The following is a 15,444-nucleotide window of genomic DNA, read 5'->3' on the forward strand; positions in this document are numbered from 1 at the left end:
GTGCCCTTTAAACCCTTAGTCACCGCAGGCATTGAGAATGTACTGAATGCCTTTCTGTATCGCGCTCCGGCGCTGAAGGCTGCACGTCAGCGGCTGAACGGAAAGGTACTGCGTATCGTTTTAAAAGAGTTCTCGACGCCGCTTGTGCTGGTCTTCAGCGAGCGCCAGCTTGACGTTCTGGGTGAATGGGAGGGCGAGGCGGACTGCTCGGTCATCACCCATATGAGCGTGCTGCCAAAACTGCGTGACCGTCAGCAGCTGACGGCGCTTATCCGCAGCGGGGAACTCGAAGTTGAGGGCGACATTCAGGTCGTGCAGAACTTCGTGGCGCTCAGCGATCTGGCTGAGTTTGATCCGGCAGAACTGCTTGCGCCTTTTATTGGCGACATCGCCGCCGAAGGGATTGGAAAAGCGATTCATGGCGGTACGGCGTTCCTGCGCAAAAATCTGCAACGGCAGCAGCGCTATGCCGCAGAAGTCCTCACCGAAGAGTGGCGCATGGCTCCCGGGCCGCTGGAAGTGGCATGGTTTGCAGAAGAGACCGCTGCTGTGGAACGCGCGGTTGATGCGTTAACCAAACGCCTGGAAAAACTGGAGGGCAAATGACGCCTGGTGAAATTCGGCGCCTCTATTTTATCGTTCGCACCTTTTTGAGCTACGGGCTCGACGAGCTTATCCCCAAAATGCGTATCACGCTGCCGCTTCGTATCTGGCGGCGCACGCTGTTCTGGATGCCTAATCGTCATAAAGATCAGGTCTTAGGTGAGCGCTTGCGTCTTGCGCTGCAGGAGCTGGGCCCGGTATGGATCAAGTTTGGGCAGATGCTTTCTACCCGCCGCGACCTCTTCCCACCGCAAATTGCCGATGAACTGGCGATGCTGCAGGATCGCGTTGCCCCGTTCGACGGGGTGAGAGCGAAGAAGCAGATCGAAGAAGCGATGGGCAACATTCCTGTTGAAACCTGGTTTGATGATTTCGACATTCAGCCGCTCGCATCGGCCTCCATTGCCCAGGTACATACGGCTCGCCTGAAAGAAAACGGCAAAGAAGTGGTTATCAAGGTTATTCGTCCGGATATCCTGCCGATCATCAAAGCCGATATGAAGCTGATCTACAGGTTGGCCCGCTGGGTACCGCGTTTGTTACCGGATGGCCGCCGTCTGCGCCCGATGGAAGTGGTGCGGGAGTATGAAAAAACGCTGATTGACGAGCTTAACCTGCTGCGTGAATCGGCGAACGCCATTCAGCTGCGTCGTAACTTTGAAGACAGCCCGATGCTGTACGTTCCTGAAGTCTATTCTGACTATTGCAGCCAGAACATGATGGTCATGGAGCGTATTTACGGTATTCCGGTCTCGGATGTTGTTGCGCTGGAAAAGCAGGGCACCAACATGAAGCTGCTGGCCGAGCGTGGTGTACAGGTCTTCTTTACCCAGGTCTTCCGCGACAGCTTTTTCCATGCGGACATGCACCCGGGCAACATCTTTGTGAGCTATGAACACCCGGAGGATCCGAAGTACATCGGGATCGACTGCGGCATTGTTGGCTCGCTGAACAAAGAAGATAAGCGCTATCTCGCAGAAAACTTCATAGCGTTCTTCAACCGCGACTACCGTAAGGTGGCCGAGCTGCACGTGGATTCTGGCTGGGTTCCACCAGACACCAATGTCGAAGAGTTTGAGTTTGCGATCCGCACGGTATGCGAACCGATTTTCGAAAAACCGCTGTCGGAGATCTCCTTCGGTCACGTTTTGCTTAACCTGTTCAATACCGCGCGTCGCTTCAATATGGAAGTGCAGCCACAATTAGTTTTACTTCAGAAAACATTACTTTACGTTGAGGGCGTAGGTCGCCAGCTCTATCCTCAGTTAGACTTATGGAAAACGGCGAAACCTTTTCTTGAATCCTGGATCAAAGATCAGGTTGGCATTCCAGCGCTGGTTCGCTCCCTTAAGGAGAAAGGCCCGTTCTGGATTGAAAAAATGCCTGAAATTCCTGAACTGGTTTACGACAGTTTGCGTCAGAGCAAGAACCTTCAGCACAGCATGGATAAAATCGCGCACGAGCTTCAGTCCAGCCGCGTGCGCCAGGGACAGTCACGCTACCTCTTTGGCATTGGCGCGACGTTGCTGCTGAGCGGTACGCTGCTGCTCATCAATCGCCCTGACTGGGAGATGATGCCCGCGTGGATTATGGCTGGCGGCGTTGTTGTCTGGCTCGCTGGCTGGAGAAAAACGCGCTGATTTTGCGTCGCTATCACCAGGTTGCATACGTATAATGCAACCTGACTCATTAAGCATCTATCACTGAGGAATACGTATGGGTGGTATCAGTATCTGGCAATTGGTGATCATTGCCGTCATCGTTGTGCTGCTGTTTGGTACGAAGAAGCTCGGTTCTATCGGTTCCGACCTTGGTGCATCTATCAAAGGCTTTAAGAAAGCCATGGGTGATGATGAGAGTAAGCAGGATAAAACCAGCCAGGACGCTGACTTTACTGCTAAATCCATCGCTGACAAGCAAGATGAAGCCAAAAAGGAAGACGCTAAACGCCACGATAAAGAGCAGGTGTAATTCGTGTTCGACATTGGTTTTAGTGAGCTGCTGCTGGTCTTTGTGATTGGTTTGATTGTGCTGGGGCCGCAGCGTCTCCCCGTTGCGGTTAAAACCGTGGTGGGTTGGGTGCGTGCGCTTCGCTCGCTGGCAACCACCGTGCAAAACGAGCTGGCGCAGGAGCTTAAGCTCCAGGAATTTCAGGACAGCCTGAAAAAAGTTGAGAAGGCGAGCATGGAAAACCTGACGCCCGAGCTGAAAGCATCAATGGATGAGTTGCGTGAAGCGGCTGAATCTATGAAGCGTTCATACAGCATCAACGATCCTGAAAAGGCGAGTGATGAAGCTAACACCATCCATAACCCGGTGGTGAAGGGCAGCGAAGAGCAGCGCGAAGGTGTCACACCTTCCAGCGCCGAGCATCAGGCCGCCGCGCCAGAGCAGACGCCGCAGGAATCCGAAGTGAAAAAGCAGGTGCCGTCAGAAGAGTCGGTGGTAAAAGCGGCTGAAGTAAAACCCGTCGCGCCTGTTTCCGAATCATCCTCCTCCTCAAGTGATAAAGCGTAAACATGGCAGTAGATGATACTCAACCGCTCATTACGCACCTCATTGAGCTGCGCAAGCGCCTGTTAAACTGCATTATTGCGGTTCTCCTTATATTCCTGTGCCTGGTCTATTTCGCCAACGATATCTATCAGGTGGTCTCTGCGCCGCTGATTAAACAGATGCCGCTGGGCGCGACGATGATCGCAACGGATGTTGCCTCACCGTTTTTCACCCCAATCAAGCTGACCTTCTGGGTGTCCTTGATTGCGTCTGCGCCGGTCATTTTGTACCAGGTCTGGGCCTTCGTCGCTCCGGCGCTGTACAAGCATGAACGCAAACTGGTGATCCCACTGCTGGTCTCCAGTTCGCTGCTGTTCTATATCGGCATGGCGTTCGCCTATTTCGTTGTCTTCCCTCTGGCCTTTGGCTTCCTGACGCATACCGCGCCGGAAGGGGTTCAGGTGTCGACGGACATCGCCAGCTATCTCAGCTTTGTTATGGCGCTGTTTATGGCGTTCGGCGTGGCGTTCGAAGTGCCGGTGGCAATCGTCCTGCTGTGCTGGATGGGCGTGACAACGCCTGACGATCTCCGCAAGAAGCGTCCGTATATCCTCGTAGGAGCATTTGTGGTGGGCATGCTGCTGACGCCACCGGATGTCTTCTCGCAAACCTTACTGGCGATACCGATGTATTGTTTGTTTGAGGTCGGCGTGTTCTTCTCGCGCTTCTATGTGGGCAAACGACGTCCGCAGGAAGATGAAGAAGATGGGTCTGAAAAGACCACTGAAGAATAACACCAGCCGCCCGTCAGGGCGGTTGTCATATGGAGAGGGGCATGTTTGATATTGGGCTTAACCTGACCAGCTCGCAGTTCGCGAAAGACCGGGATGAAGTCGTCGCCCGTGCTTTTGCCGCCGGGGTGAACGGGCTGTTGCTGACGGGAACCAACCTTCATGAAAGTGAGCAGGCGCAGTTGCTGGCGCAACGCTACGAACGCTGCTGGTCAACCGCAGGCGTCCACCCTCATGACAGTAGCCAATGGACGCAACACAGCGCTGAAACGCTCCACGCGCTGGCGAAAATGCCACAGGTGATCGCCATCGGCGAGTGCGGTCTTGATTTCAATCGCAACTTTTCCACGCCGGAAGACCAGGAAAAAGCATTCACCGCACAATTGGCGCTGGCCGCAGAGCTTGAAATGCCGGTGTTTATGCATTGCCGCGATGCGCATGAGCGTTTTCTCACGCTTCTGGAACCGTGGCTGGATAAACTGCCTGGAGCTGTGTTGCACTGCTTTACCGGATCGCGTCAGGACGCGCTGGATTGCCTGAGTCGAGGACTTTATCTGGGCATTACCGGTTGGGTTTGCGATGAGCGTCGCGGGTTGGAACTGCGTGAATTGTTACCGGCGATCCCGGCCGAACGCCTGCTGCTGGAAACTGATGCCCCTTATTTGCTGCCGCGCGACATGAAACCCAAACCGGCATCGCGGCGTAACGAACCGGCGTATCTGGGGCACATCGTTGAGAGCGTGGCGCACTGGCGCGGAGAAGATCCGCACTGGCTGGCCGCGCAGACCGATGACAACGTGCGCCGCCTGTTTCGAATTGCGTTTTAAAGCTTACGGAAGTCGGTGTTTTTCACGCTCTGCAGCACCTGTTTATTCAACAGGTTAAGCAGCAACATAGAGCGCGCTTCGCCATCAGGTTCAGAGAATATGGCCTGCAGGCCTTCAAAGGCACCTTCTGTAATCACCACGCTATCGCCCGCATAAGGGGTTTCCGGGTCGGTAATCCCTTCGGGTTGTTGATAAATCGAAAGCTGATGAATGACGGTTGAGGGAACCGTCGCGGGGCTGGTGCCAAAACGCACAAAGTGACTGACACCGCGCGTGGCGCTGATGGTCGTGGTGTGGATCACTTCCGGGTCGAATTCGACGAACAGATAGTTCGGGAAGAGAGGCTCGCTGACCATCGTGCGTTTCCCGCGCTGCATTTTTTCAAGCGTGATCACGGGCGTCAGGCAATTCACCGACTGACGTTCAAGATGTTCCTGCGCGCGCTGAAGTTGCCCGCGTTTGCAATACAGTAAATACCAGGCCTGCATAATCACTCTTTCCCTTAGTTCGGGGCGCAAGCATATCAAAACCCTGGCCGGATCGCTAAGTTGATTATAATGGGCAAAAGTGGAGTAAGTCGCGGAAGTTCACGCTAATTTAACAAAATTACAGCATCACGTAGGCTTACGCCGTATAATGAAGCGCTTACAGAGAGGCCATGACTAACTGCATGAAATACCACGATCTACGCGACTTCCTGACGCTGCTGGAAAAGCAGGGCGAACTTAAACGGATTACGCTTCCTGTTGATCCCTATCTGGAAATGACAGAAATTGCTGACCGCACCCTGCGTGCCGGTGGGCCTGCGCTGCTGTTTGAAAATCCGAAAGGCTACTCAATGCCGGTGCTGTGCAATCTGTTCGGCACGCCGCGCCGCGTGGCGTTGGGCATGGGGCAAGAAGACGTCACGGCGCTGCGTGAAGTGGGTAAACTGCTGGCGTTTTTGAAAGAGCCGGAGCCGCCGAAAGGTTTCCGCGATCTGTTCGACAAGCTGCCGCAGTTCAAGCAGGTACTGAACATGCCAACCAAACGCCTGCGCGGTGCGCCGTGCCAGCAAAAAGTGCTGGAAGGCGATGCGGTTGATCTGACAAAAATCCCGATTATGCAGTGCTGGCCTGAAGATGCTGCGCCGCTGATTACCTGGGGTCTGACCGTTACGCGCGGACCGCATAAAGAGCGCCAAAATCTCGGTATCTACCGCCAGCAGCTGATTGGCAAAAATAAACTTATCATGCGCTGGCTGTCACATCGCGGCGGCGCGCTCGATTTCCAGGAGTGGTGTGCGGAACATCCCGGTGAACGATTCCCGGTTTCAGTTGCCCTGGGTGCCGATCCGGCAACGATTCTGGGCGCGGTTACGCCTGTTCCGGATACGCTGTCGGAGTATGCCTTTGCCGGGCTGCTGCGCGGCACTAAAACGGAAGTCGTAAAATGTGTCTCCAATGACCTGGAAGTGCCAGCCAGCGCGGAAATCGTTCTGGAAGGCTACATCGAACAGGGTGAGCTTGCACCGGAAGGGCCATACGGCGACCATACCGGTTATTACAATGAAATTGATAACTTCCCGGTGTTTACCGTCACGCACATTACCCAGCGTGAAGATGCGATTTACCACTCAACCTATACCGGCCGTCCACCGGATGAGCCTGCGGTGCTGGGCGTGGCGCTGAACGAAGTCTTTGTGCCGATTCTGCAAAAACAGTTCCCGGAAATTGTTGATTTCTATCTGCCGCCGGAAGGATGCTCGTACCGCCTTGCGGTAGTGACGATGAAGAAGCAGTATGCCGGTCACGCTAAACGCGTGATGATGGGCGTATGGTCTTTCCTGCGCCAGTTTATGTATACCAAGTTTGTTATCGTCTGCGATGATGACGTCAACGCCCGCGACTGGAACGACGTTATTTGGGCGATCACTACACGCATGGACCCCGCGCGTGATACGGTGTTAGTCGAAAACACGCCGATAGATTATCTGGATTTTGCCTCGCCGGTTTCCGGTCTTGGCTCAAAAATGGGACTGGATGCCACGAATAAATGGCCTGGCGAAACCGACCGTGAATGGGGTCGCCCGATCAAAAAAGATCCTGCCGTGACCGCGCGAATAGACGCGATCTGGGACGAACTGGCCATAATGAATAACGGTAAATCTGAAGCTGACCGTTAAGCCCTATAGACTTCCCGACAGAGAGAGCGAATGACAACCTTAAGCTGTAAAGTGACCTCGGTAGATGCTATTACCGACACCGTATATCGCGTCCGTTTGGTGCCAGAATCGGCATTCTCTTTCCGCGCTGGTCAGTACCTGATGGTCGTGATGGATGAGCGCGATAAACGTCCTTTCTCTATGGCGTCTACGCCAGCGGAGCAGGAATTTATTGAGCTTCATATTGGTGCGTCTGAGCTTAACCTTTACGCCATGGCCGTCATGGACCGCATCCTGAAAGAGCGTGAAATCGTGGTAGACATTCCGCACGGTGAAGCCTGGCTGCGTGAAGATGAAGACCGTCCGCTTATCCTGATTGCTGGCGGTACGGGGTTCTCGTATGTTCGCTCTATTCTGTTGACCGCACTGGCGCGTAACCCGAACCGCGACATCACCATCTATTGGGGCGGCCGCGAAGAGAAACATCTGTACGACCTGTCCGAACTGGAAGCGCTGAGCGTGAATCACCCGAATCTGCGCGTTGAGCCGGTTGTCGAGCAGCCGGAAGAGGGCTGGCGCGGTCGTAGTGGTACGGTGCTAACCGCGGTCCTGCAGGATCATGGCACGCTGGCAGGGCACGATATCTACATCGCTGGCCGTTTTGAAATGGCGAAAATTGCCCGCGACCTGTTCTGTAATGAGCGCGATGCGCGGGAAGATCGCCTGTTTGGCGATGCGTTCGCGTTCATCTAAATGTCTAACCCGCTTCGGCGGGTTTTTTGTCTCTGCGAGAAATGGCGATAATTTAACCTTGAAAAGGTTAATGCATTGCCGCTATCCTTAGCGCTGTTATTGTTCGCCCTCAAGAGCGCCCCCCAAAAATGAACAAACACGACTGATGAATTTCTGTCCTTGCTAAACGCCAGCGCGTCGGCAGGGGATGTATTTGATTTCATTCAGGAGTGCTTATGGCTCATTTTGCGCAGTCCCCTTCTTTTATTTTGCATCAGGTCACCTGTCAGTTTGCGACGGGCGATACTCTTTTCGGTCCGTTAAATCTTACGCTCGATGCGTCGCCGTGCGCGCTGGTTGGCCGCAACGGCAGTGGTAAAACACGCCTGCTGCGTCTGCTGGCAGGCATTGATGAACCTGAAAACGGCCATATTGAGCGTTTCGGTACCCATGCCTATGTGGCGCAGCAGCATGATATTTCCTCGCAGACCACGCTTGCAGAACTGCTCGGATATGACGCGATCTTCACCGCCCGTAAGCGCATCGACAGCGGTGACTATCAGCCAGAGGATCTGGAAAGGCTCGAAGGTTACTGGGACGTGGCGGAACGCCTGAGTGATGCGTTTATGAACGCGCACCTCCCGCCGTTTGATCCCGATAAACCGGCCATAGAGCTCAGCGGCGGTGAGCGTATTCGCGCCCTGCTCTGCGGAGCATTGATTGCGGACGCGGATTACCTGCTGCTGGATGAACCCACGAACCATCTGGACAGACAAGGGCGTGAATGGTTTTACGACCAGCTTTTCCACCATCAGGGTGGCGTGCTGGTGGCTTCTCACGATCGTGAGTTGCTGGCACAGGTGCCGCGCATTCTCGAGCTGAGCCCTTTTGGCCTGCGCAGCTTCGGTGGAAACTATGCTGATTATCAAACGCAGCGCGATACGGAACAGCAGGCTGCCCGCGCCGCGCTGGAACACGCCGCCACCGAGCGCAAACGGATCCGCGCGCGGATGCATAAAGAGCACGACGACAGCCAGCGACGTTCAGCTAAAACGTTGCGTACGGTTGATAGCCTCAATATCGCCTCCTTTGAGCGGGTGAAATACAAAATGGCGGCAAAAGAGCGTATTGGTACCTGGAAAAAACAGCATAGCGAACGGAATGACGCATTAAATACCGCAGTGAACAATGCGCGCGAGCGGGTTGAAGACGATGACCCGGTCATCTTCACCCTGCCGGGCAGCCGCGTCGCGGAGGGGAAACAGGTACTGGTGCTGGAGGCGCTGTCGCTGCCACATGTGGATATTCCGCCAATAAGCTGGCGTATGGACGGACCAATGCGTGTCGCACTCCGCGGACCGAACGGCTGTGGTAAATCGACGCTCTTGAAAGTGATGTTGGGTGAGGATAAGCCCCGTTCAGGAACCTGCACGGTATCGGTCACCTGCGCCTATCTCGATCAACAGCTGTCGCAGTTCGATCTTTCACAGTCGGTATTGACGCATCTCAATCTCAGCAATTCGCCGCTTGAAGAAGGCACGTTGCGTACTCGGCTGGCGCAGCTTCAGCTTGGCGCGGATAAGGTCTCGCTCCCCCTGGCGGAACTGAGCGGCGGCGAACGTCTCAAAGCCGCGCTGGCCTGTGTCTTATGGCGTGAAGAGGCCACGCAGTTTTTGCTTCTTGATGAGCCCACTAACCATTTAGATCTGGCCTCCGTGCAGGCCATTGAGGCTGCACTGGCGGAGTTCCCCGGCGCGCTGATGGTGGTGTCGCATGATGAAGCATTTTTGGACGGATTAACGCTGACGCATAACCTGATGTGGAATGAGGCGGGATGGAATTGTGTGAGCCTATAAAACACAAGCCCCCGCAAGGGCGGGGGCGATCAAACTGTATTACGCTATCTGTTTACTGAGTGTAGGGTTCGCCTGAATCAGGCGCATCAGCTTTAACTCGGTTGGCGTGGGCTTTTCACGTTTTGATTCCCACTCCAGCACCATCGCCACGCTGACACCCATCGCTCTGGCGAATTCATCCGTTTTCAGCCCTGACCCTTTGCGCAATTGCTCAAATTCTGTAAAGGGATTGGACTTCTGTTGCAGGGTAACCGTCTGCGGTACATCTTTAAAAATAATCTGTTCCAGGCTGCTCAGCAGCTCAAACTCAGGATCTTTATATTCCATTGAGAACTCCTCTTAAATCACACATCGGGATCAAGAACATCAGAGAGCCAATTAAGAATAGTCCCTAATACAAACGAAGGATCGTTGCGGATGTGATTAATCGTGCGGTAACGATAGCTTTATCCGTTTCAGCTATATGGATAGTTATGCTAATTACCTGATTAGCCATATATCGGCTTCGACAGGTATTTTTTTGTAAATGGTAAGAAATAAAACGGCAATAGCCGTTTTGCATGAAAAGAGTATCTTGCGAGGCTGACCTGGACTATCCTTGTCAGCGTTGGGCACGCGTGTGCCGGTGTGCGCTTTTTTGGGTGAAAGGAGTAATAAAATGGCGACAGGAAAGTCCTGCTCTCGCTGGTTTGCGCCTCTTGCGGCGTTGTTGATGGTAGTTAGCCTGAGTGGGTGTTTCGATAAAGAAGGCGATCAGCGCAAAGCGTTTATCGATTTTCTACAGAATACAGTGATGCGTAGCGGCGAGCGTTTACCAACGTTGACTGCGGATCAGAAAAAACAGTTTGGTCCTTTCGTGTCCGATTACGCCATCCTTTATGGTTATTCACAGCAGGTGAGCCAGGCGATGGACTCCGGTCTTCGTCCGGTGCTGGATAGCGTTAATGCGATCCGTGTACCGCAGGATTATATGACCCAACGTGAACCGCTGCGCCAGTCCAACGGTGCGCTTGGCGTGCTGAGCCAGCAGTTACAGAATGCGAAAATGCAGGCTGATGCGTCACGTTCTGCGCTGAAACAGGGCGAAGATCTCAAGCCTGTCTTTGACAAAGTGTATGAGAAAGTGGTGACGAAGCCGTCTGACGCGTTGCAGCCGCTGATCCCGGCCGCGCAGGTCTTCACGCAGCAGCTGGTTCAGGTGGGGGATTTTATCTCCCAACAGGGGACGCAGGTGAGCTTTGTCTCTAATGGTATCCAGTTCCCGACCTCACAGCAGGCAAGTCAATACAATACGCTGATTGGGCCGCTGGCTTCTCAGCACCAGGCCTTTAGCCAGGCGTGGAGTGCGGCAGTCGCTGCCACCGAGTAAGATAAAAAATCCCCGCTTCGTGCGGGGTTTTTTTTTAGCATATTGAAAATAACGCTTGTCATTCCTCTACCACATCGGTATAACTATCCCCGTCGGTTTGTTACACAGACCTAAAGCAGTTTAGTAAAGCAGTCCAGATTGTTATCCATAGATACCCTTCGTTGTGACCCTTCCTTCATCGCTTAAAAATCTGTAACGCAATCCATCAAGCCGGAAGGCACAATATATTTGTTAATAAGGTAATTTCTATGTCTGCTAAAATGACTGGTCTGGTAAAATGGTTCAACGCTGATAAAGGTTTCGGCTTCATCACTCCTGACGATGGCTCAAAAGACGTGTTCGTACACTTCTCTGCTATCCAGAACGATGGCTACAAATCTCTGGATGAAGGTCAGAAAGTTTCCTTCACCATCGAAAGCGGCGCTAAAGGCCCAGCAGCTGGTAACGTTGTAAGCCTGTAAGCTTCCAACCCAGTAGCACAAAATTCAAAAACCCGCCTTCTGGCGGGTTTTTTCGTTTCTACTGTTGGATCTGTGGGTTAACGCAGTTCTTATCCACTTTTCCGGCGAGCGCGGCAATCAGATTGTCTACCGCAGTCGCCGCCATGTTATAGCGCGTCTCGTGAGTGGCAGAGCCGATGTGGGGCAGGGCGACGACGTTTGGCAGTTTGAGCAGCGGGGAATGACCCGACAGCGGCTCTTGTTCAAACACGTCCAGACCGGCGGCGTGGATCTCTCCGTTTTGCAGCGCCTCAATCAGCGCCTTCTCATCCACCACCGGGCCGCGACCCGCGTTGATGAAAATGGCCGACTTCTTCATTTTTTCAAACGCGGCTTTGCCAATCAGGTGACGCGTTTCATCCGTTAGCGGCAGGATAAGGCAGACGAAATCGGCTTCCTGCAATAGCGTATCAAGCTCGCAGTAACGCGCGTTGAAACGTTCTTCAGCTTCACTGTGGTGACGGCGTGCGTTGTACAGAATCGGCATGTTAAAACCAAAATGCGCGCGCTGTGCCAGCGCCAGCCCGATTCGCCCCATACCCACGATGCCCAGCGTTTTACCGTGGACGTCCACGCCGAACCAGTCCGGACCAATGCTTTTGGTCCATTCACCCGCTTTAACGCGCTCAGCCACTTCCACCACGCGACGTGCCGTGCTGAGCACCAGCGCCATCAGCGTGTCCGCCACGGTTTCCGTCAGGGCATGTGGCGTGTGCATCAGCAGGATCTTGCGGGCGTTAAGGGCATCCACGTCGAAGTTGTCGTAACCCACAGAAACGGTAGACGTTGCACGAAGCTTCGGCATTTTCTCCAGCAGGGCGACATCCACTTTTTCGCTTGAACCCAGCAGGCCCTCGGCGCTGGCGAACGCGTCGGCGTGCTCTGCCACGATTTCCGGGCTCAGGTTCTTCACCTGCGTGACGGTGAAGTGTTCTTCCAGGCGTTTTTGCAGATCATCAGGCAGTGCTTTGTACAAAATGACGGACGGCTTCATGCTAATCTCCGTTGATTTTAAAAGGTTTCAGGCGTGTCGTGCGCCGACGGGAAGCTGTTGATTATTAGCAGGCTTAACGATCAAAGTAAGCCATACCGAGGCGAAAAGCGCCACCCCCATAAAGATGTACGACGCTGACGGGCTGCCGGTTGCACCGTTCAGATAGCCCACAAACCAGGAGCCACAGAACGACCCCAGTGCGCCCATACTGTTAATCAGCGCCATTGCGCCGCCTGCTACATTACGCGGCAGCATTTCCGGGATGATGGCGAAGAACGGACCATACGGGGCGTACATCGCTGCACCCGCAATAACCAGCAGCGTATAAGATGCCCAGAAGTGGTTTGCCCCTACGGCCCAGGAACCAATGAAGGCAAAGGCAGCGATGAGCAGCAGCGGCCAGACGAACAGCTTACGATTTTGCAGCTTGTCCGATGCCCAGGAAGCGATAATCATCGCGATGGTGGCGGCCAAATAAGGCACGGATGACAGCCAGCCCACTTCGACCATGCCAAGATTGTCGCCACCGCTGCGGATAATCGACGGCAGCCACAGCACGAAGCCATATACACCAATGCTCCAGGTAAAATATTGTGCACACAGCAGGATCACGTTGCGGGAGCGGAAGGCTTCACCGTAGTTGCGCACCGCCTTCAGCCCCTGCTGTTCTTTATCCAGCTGGGCCTGCAGCGCCGCTTTTTCATCCTCTGAGAGCCATTTCGCCTGGGCAGGTTTATCTTTCACCAGCACCCACCAGCAGAATGCCCAGATGACCGCCGGAACCCCTTCGATGATGAACATCTCACGCCAGCCAAACGACTGGATCAGGTAGCCGGAGACCACCGACATCCAGAGCACGGTGACTGGGTTACCGAGGATCAGGAAGGTATTCGCTCGCGAGCGTTCAGATTTGGTAAACCAGTTGCTGATGTAGATCAACATCGCCGGCATGACCGCCGCCTCAACGACGCCGAGAATAAAGCGAATGGCCGCCAGAGCAGGAATATTATTCACCACGCCGGTCAGTGACGCGCAGCCGCCCCACAGGATCAGACAGATGAAGATCAGCTTGCGCACGCTGCGGCGTTCCGCGTAAATCGCGCCGGGGATCTGGAAGAAGAAGTAGCCCAGGAAGAAAAGGGCACCCAGCAGGGAGGAAATACCTTTGGTGATGCCGAGATCTTCGGTGATCCCCGCCGCGGACGCAAAGCTGAAGTTAGCACGATCGAGGTACGCCAGACTGTACGTGATAAACACGATTGGCATGATGTACCACCAGCGTTTTACTGCATTGGTCGAACTGTTCATAGGCTTGCCTCTGTTGTTGAGGTTGTTACCGCCGTTGTCTGTAGGGTACACGGTGGCTTGATTATTTGGTGCGGCCTGTTGCCCTCACCCTGGCCCTCTCCCCGTGGGAGAGGGAAATTAAACGCTGAGCTCTGCTCGTGTTGGTAATCCTTCGCTGTCGCCCTGTACCTGAATCGCCAGCGAGCCAATCCTGTTGCCCCGCGCGACGGCCTGCTGCAGCGGTTTGCCTTCCAGCAGGGCGCTAATGACGCCCACGGCAAAGCCATCGCCCGCGCCGACGGTGTCGACCACGTTCTCAACCTTCACCGCAGCGACCGCGCCTTGCTCGCCGTTGGCCGTTTTAAACCAGGCGCCATCGGCACCGGTCTTCAGCACTACCGCTTTTACCCCTTTATTCAGGTAGAAATCGGCAATGCCTTCCGGCGTCTTTTCACCCGTCAGGATCATCCCCTCTTTCAGGCCCGGCAGAACCCAGTCGGCCTGGAATGCCAGACGGTTGAGCTTCTCGATCATTTCCGCTTCGCTTTTCCACAGCACCGGACGCAGGTTCGGATCGAAAGAGATCGTTTTTCCCTGCGACTTCATGGCTGCTGCCGCATGGTCCAGCAACGCATACGAGCTGGCAGACAGCGCTGCCGCCACGCCGCTGAGGTGCAGATGGCGCGCGGAGGCAAAATAGTCGGCGTGGTAATCCTCCACAGAGAGATGGCTGGCGGCCGACCCTTTACGGAAATACTCCACGATGGGATCGGTTCCATTTTCGACTTTAGATTTCAACTGAAAACCCGTGGCGAAACGCCCATCGAGCGTGACGCCTGCGGCATCAATTCCCTCTTTTTTCAGCGAGTCGAGAACGAAATGGCCAAAGCTGTCGTCCCCCACGCGGCTGACCCAGCCGACGTTCAGGCCCAGGCGCGCCAGGCCCGTGGCGACGTTCAGCTCTGCGCCCGCCACGCGTTTCATAAAGTGCTCTACCGCGCTCAGGTCGCCCGTTTCAGTGGCCACAAACATCGCCATGGCTTCGCCGATAGTGATCACATCCAGCGTCTTTTGCATGGTTTACTCCTCACGCAGCAGGTTAACGTAGTGGCGGGTAACGGCAGTTAAATCTGCCCCCTCCAGCGGGAATTCGATACCGCGCGGGGCATCAGCAGGAAGCTGATTAAGTAAGTCCAGCCAGCGCGATTCCGCATGGTCCGGTGCAATGGCGCGGAACTGCTCCTTATGCGGAACGGCGGCCTTAACGTGGATATAGCTCACGGCCGGGGCCAGATGACGCGCGGCTTCTTCGGGGGAATCGCCCACCCACAGCCAGTTGCCCATATCGAACGTCAGGGTGACGGGCAATGCCATCACCCGGCAGGCGGCCTTGAAGCGCTGCATGGGCGCGAGCTGGCCGCAGTCGGTCTGGTCATTTTCCACTACCAGCGTCATACCGCTTTCATTCAGCATTTCGCGTAAAGCTTCAAGCGGCTGTTTATCGTTGAAATGACCCAGCGAGACTTTCAACCACAGCGCGTTGAGCGCGGTGGCTTCGGCCAGATAGCGGGGAAGGTCAGGGTTGAGCGTTCCGTTGGGCATAAACAGGGCGGCAGGAGCGGAATAGCATGCCAGCAAACCCAGCAGTTCTATGGACTCACCCAGCGCAGGCAGCGCCAGCAGCTCTTCGCTGTTGAACAGCTCGCGGCGGATTTCTACGCCGTCCGCGCCTGCGCCCGCAATGACGGGAAGCATTGCTCGTTGACCACCGGCCTGTCGGACCTGGTCCGCGCCATAAGCGGCGGTGACCACCATTATTTTCCTGCTCATACCAGACTCCATCGCG

Annotated in this window: 17 protein-coding genes; 11 read left to right on the forward strand and 6 right to left on the reverse strand. The window is 54.8% G+C overall.

Annotation, left to right across the window (positions count from 1 at the left end; translation table 11 throughout):
* The 6 genes from ubiJ (at window position 1) to tatD (ending at window position 4,717) form a co-directional block, all read left to right on the forward strand.
* Window positions 1-606 carry a ubiquinone biosynthesis protein UbiJ gene (gene ubiJ, locus K5E19_RS10805; protein WP_014885622.1) on the forward strand — a complete coding sequence of 202 codons (606 nt, stop codon included), beginning with the start codon at window positions 1-3 and terminating at the stop codon, window positions 604-606.
* Window positions 603-2,243 carry a ubiquinone biosynthesis regulatory protein kinase UbiB gene (gene ubiB, locus K5E19_RS10810; protein ID WP_221551185.1) on the forward strand — a complete coding sequence of 547 codons (1,641 nt, stop codon included), beginning with the start codon at window positions 603-605 and terminating at the stop codon, window positions 2,241-2,243. The genes ubiJ and ubiB overlap by 4 nt, the downstream gene beginning before the upstream one ends.
* 76 nt (window positions 2,244-2,319) lie before the next feature.
* Window positions 2,320-2,574: a Sec-independent protein translocase subunit TatA gene (tatA, locus tag K5E19_RS10815; protein ID WP_211446302.1), complete on the forward strand. Its 255-nt coding sequence runs from the start codon at window positions 2,320-2,322 to the stop codon at window positions 2,572-2,574.
* 3 nt (window positions 2,575-2,577) lie between these two features.
* Window positions 2,578-3,120: a Sec-independent protein translocase protein TatB gene (gene tatB / locus K5E19_RS10820; RefSeq protein WP_221551187.1), complete on the forward strand. Its 543-nt coding sequence runs from the start codon at window positions 2,578-2,580 to the stop codon at window positions 3,118-3,120.
* Between the two features lie 2 nt (window positions 3,121-3,122).
* The gene (gene tatC / locus K5E19_RS10825) at window positions 3,123-3,893 is read left to right on the forward strand and encodes a Sec-independent protein translocase subunit TatC (protein ID WP_126546334.1); all 771 of its coding nucleotides are present in this window, start codon (window positions 3,123-3,125) and stop codon (window positions 3,891-3,893) included.
* A gap of 41 nt (window positions 3,894-3,934) precedes the next feature.
* The gene (gene tatD, locus K5E19_RS10830; RefSeq protein ID WP_221551188.1) at window positions 3,935-4,717 is read left to right on the forward strand and encodes a 3'-5' ssDNA/RNA exonuclease TatD; all 783 of its coding nucleotides are present in this window, start codon (window positions 3,935-3,937) and stop codon (window positions 4,715-4,717) included.
* Here tatD and rfaH read toward each other — a convergent pair.
* The gene (rfaH, locus tag K5E19_RS10835; protein ID WP_010426265.1) at window positions 4,714-5,205 is read right to left on the reverse strand and encodes a transcription/translation regulatory transformer protein RfaH; all 492 of its coding nucleotides are present in this window, start codon (window positions 5,203-5,205) and stop codon (window positions 4,714-4,716) included. The genes tatD and rfaH overlap by 4 nt on opposite strands.
* A 170-nt stretch (window positions 5,206-5,375) precedes the next feature.
* Here rfaH and ubiD point away from each other — a divergent pair, with 170 nt between their 5' ends.
* From ubiD to K5E19_RS10850, 3 genes are all read left to right on the forward strand, one after another.
* A complete protein-coding gene (ubiD, locus tag K5E19_RS10840; RefSeq protein ID WP_221551189.1) occupies window positions 5,376-6,881 on the forward strand; it encodes a 4-hydroxy-3-polyprenylbenzoate decarboxylase in 1,506 nt (501 codons plus the stop codon).
* A 30-nt stretch (window positions 6,882-6,911) separates the two neighbouring features.
* Entirely contained in the window at window positions 6,912-7,613 is a 702-nt protein-coding gene (fre, locus tag K5E19_RS10845; RefSeq protein ID WP_010426263.1) for an NAD(P)H-flavin reductase, read from the forward strand.
* A 215-nt stretch (window positions 7,614-7,828) separates the two neighbouring features.
* Window positions 7,829-9,448, forward strand: coding sequence for an ABC-F family ATP-binding cassette domain-containing protein (locus K5E19_RS10850; protein ID WP_221551190.1), 1,620 nt, complete (start codon window positions 7,829-7,831; stop codon window positions 9,446-9,448).
* Between the two features lie 39 nt (window positions 9,449-9,487).
* On the opposite strand, the gene K5E19_RS10855 is transcribed toward K5E19_RS10850, so the two are convergent.
* Entirely contained in the window at window positions 9,488-9,775 is a 288-nt protein-coding gene (locus tag K5E19_RS10855) for an HTH-type transcriptional regulator (RefSeq protein ID WP_221551191.1), read from the reverse strand.
* A gap of 331 nt (window positions 9,776-10,106) precedes the next feature.
* On the opposite strand from K5E19_RS10855, the gene K5E19_RS10860 reads away from it, so the two are divergent.
* Both K5E19_RS10860 and cspA read left to right on the forward strand, forming a co-directional pair.
* Window positions 10,107-10,817 (forward strand): DUF3053 domain-containing protein, encoded by a 711-nt coding sequence (locus K5E19_RS10860; protein ID WP_042715665.1) that lies wholly within the window; start codon window positions 10,107-10,109, stop codon window positions 10,815-10,817.
* 248 nt (window positions 10,818-11,065) lie between these two features.
* Complete coding sequence (cspA, locus tag K5E19_RS10865; RefSeq protein WP_003860775.1) at window positions 11,066-11,278, forward strand: RNA chaperone/antiterminator CspA; 213 nt, start codon at window positions 11,066-11,068, stop codon at window positions 11,276-11,278.
* Window positions 11,279-11,336: 58 nt separating this feature from the next.
* Here the strand turns inward: cspA and ghrB are convergent, their stop codons facing one another.
* From ghrB to K5E19_RS10885, 4 genes are all read right to left on the reverse strand, one after another.
* Entirely contained in the window at window positions 11,337-12,311 is a 975-nt protein-coding gene (ghrB, locus tag K5E19_RS10870; RefSeq protein ID WP_221551192.1) for a glyoxylate/hydroxypyruvate reductase GhrB, read from the reverse strand.
* 27 nt (window positions 12,312-12,338) lie between these two features.
* A complete protein-coding gene (locus K5E19_RS10875) occupies window positions 12,339-13,619 on the reverse strand; it encodes an MFS transporter (protein ID WP_221551193.1) in 1,281 nt (426 codons plus the stop codon).
* A gap of 117 nt (window positions 13,620-13,736) precedes the next feature.
* On the reverse strand, window positions 13,737-14,675 hold the full coding sequence (locus K5E19_RS10880) for a sugar kinase (protein ID WP_221551194.1): 939 nt from the start codon (window positions 14,673-14,675) through the stop codon (window positions 13,737-13,739).
* Window positions 14,676-14,678: 3 nt separating this feature from the next.
* Entirely contained in the window at window positions 14,679-15,428 is a 750-nt protein-coding gene (locus K5E19_RS10885; protein WP_221551195.1) for a sugar phosphate isomerase/epimerase, read from the reverse strand.
* Window positions 15,429-15,444: the final 16 nt, after the last annotated feature.

Origin of the sequence: Enterobacter sp. RIT637 (assembly GCF_019718755.1) — a bacterium.
Lineage (GTDB): Bacteria > Pseudomonadota > Gammaproteobacteria > Enterobacterales > Enterobacteriaceae > Enterobacter.

What these genes read in the sequence shown, in the direction of transcription:
- ubiB (WP_221551185.1), top strand. Translation starts at nt 603, where the DNA reads ATGACGCCTGGTGAAATTCGGCGCCTCTATTTTATCGTTCGCACCTTT.
- tatA (WP_211446302.1), top strand. Translation starts at nt 2,320, where the DNA reads ATGGGTGGTATCAGTATCTGGCAATTGGTGATCATTGCCGTCATCGTT.
- tatC (WP_126546334.1), top strand. Translation starts at nt 3,123, where the DNA reads ATGGCAGTAGATGATACTCAACCGCTCATTACGCACCTCATTGAGCTG.
- tatD (WP_221551188.1), top strand. Translation starts at nt 3,935, where the DNA reads ATGTTTGATATTGGGCTTAACCTGACCAGCTCGCAGTTCGCGAAAGAC.
- rfaH (WP_010426265.1), bottom strand. Translation starts at nt 5,205, where the DNA reads ATGCAGGCCTGGTATTTACTGTATTGCAAACGCGGGCAACTTCAGCGC.
- ubiD (WP_221551189.1), top strand. Translation starts at nt 5,376, where the DNA reads ATGACTAACTGCATGAAATACCACGATCTACGCGACTTCCTGACGCTG.
- fre (WP_010426263.1), top strand. Translation starts at nt 6,912, where the DNA reads ATGACAACCTTAAGCTGTAAAGTGACCTCGGTAGATGCTATTACCGAC.
- K5E19_RS10850 (WP_221551190.1), top strand. Translation starts at nt 7,829, where the DNA reads ATGGCTCATTTTGCGCAGTCCCCTTCTTTTATTTTGCATCAGGTCACC.
- K5E19_RS10855 (WP_221551191.1), bottom strand. Translation starts at nt 9,775, where the DNA reads ATGGAATATAAAGATCCTGAGTTTGAGCTGCTGAGCAGCCTGGAACAG.
- K5E19_RS10860 (WP_042715665.1), top strand. Translation starts at nt 10,107, where the DNA reads ATGGCGACAGGAAAGTCCTGCTCTCGCTGGTTTGCGCCTCTTGCGGCG.
- cspA (WP_003860775.1), top strand. Translation starts at nt 11,066, where the DNA reads ATGTCTGCTAAAATGACTGGTCTGGTAAAATGGTTCAACGCTGATAAA.
- ghrB (WP_221551192.1), bottom strand. Translation starts at nt 12,311, where the DNA reads ATGAAGCCGTCCGTCATTTTGTACAAAGCACTGCCTGATGATCTGCAA.
- K5E19_RS10875 (WP_221551193.1), bottom strand. Translation starts at nt 13,619, where the DNA reads ATGAACAGTTCGACCAATGCAGTAAAACGCTGGTGGTACATCATGCCA.
- K5E19_RS10880 (WP_221551194.1), bottom strand. Translation starts at nt 14,675, where the DNA reads ATGCAAAAGACGCTGGATGTGATCACTATCGGCGAAGCCATGGCGATG.
- K5E19_RS10885 (WP_221551195.1), bottom strand. Translation starts at nt 15,428, where the DNA reads ATGAGCAGGAAAATAATGGTGGTCACCGCCGCTTATGGCGCGGACCAG.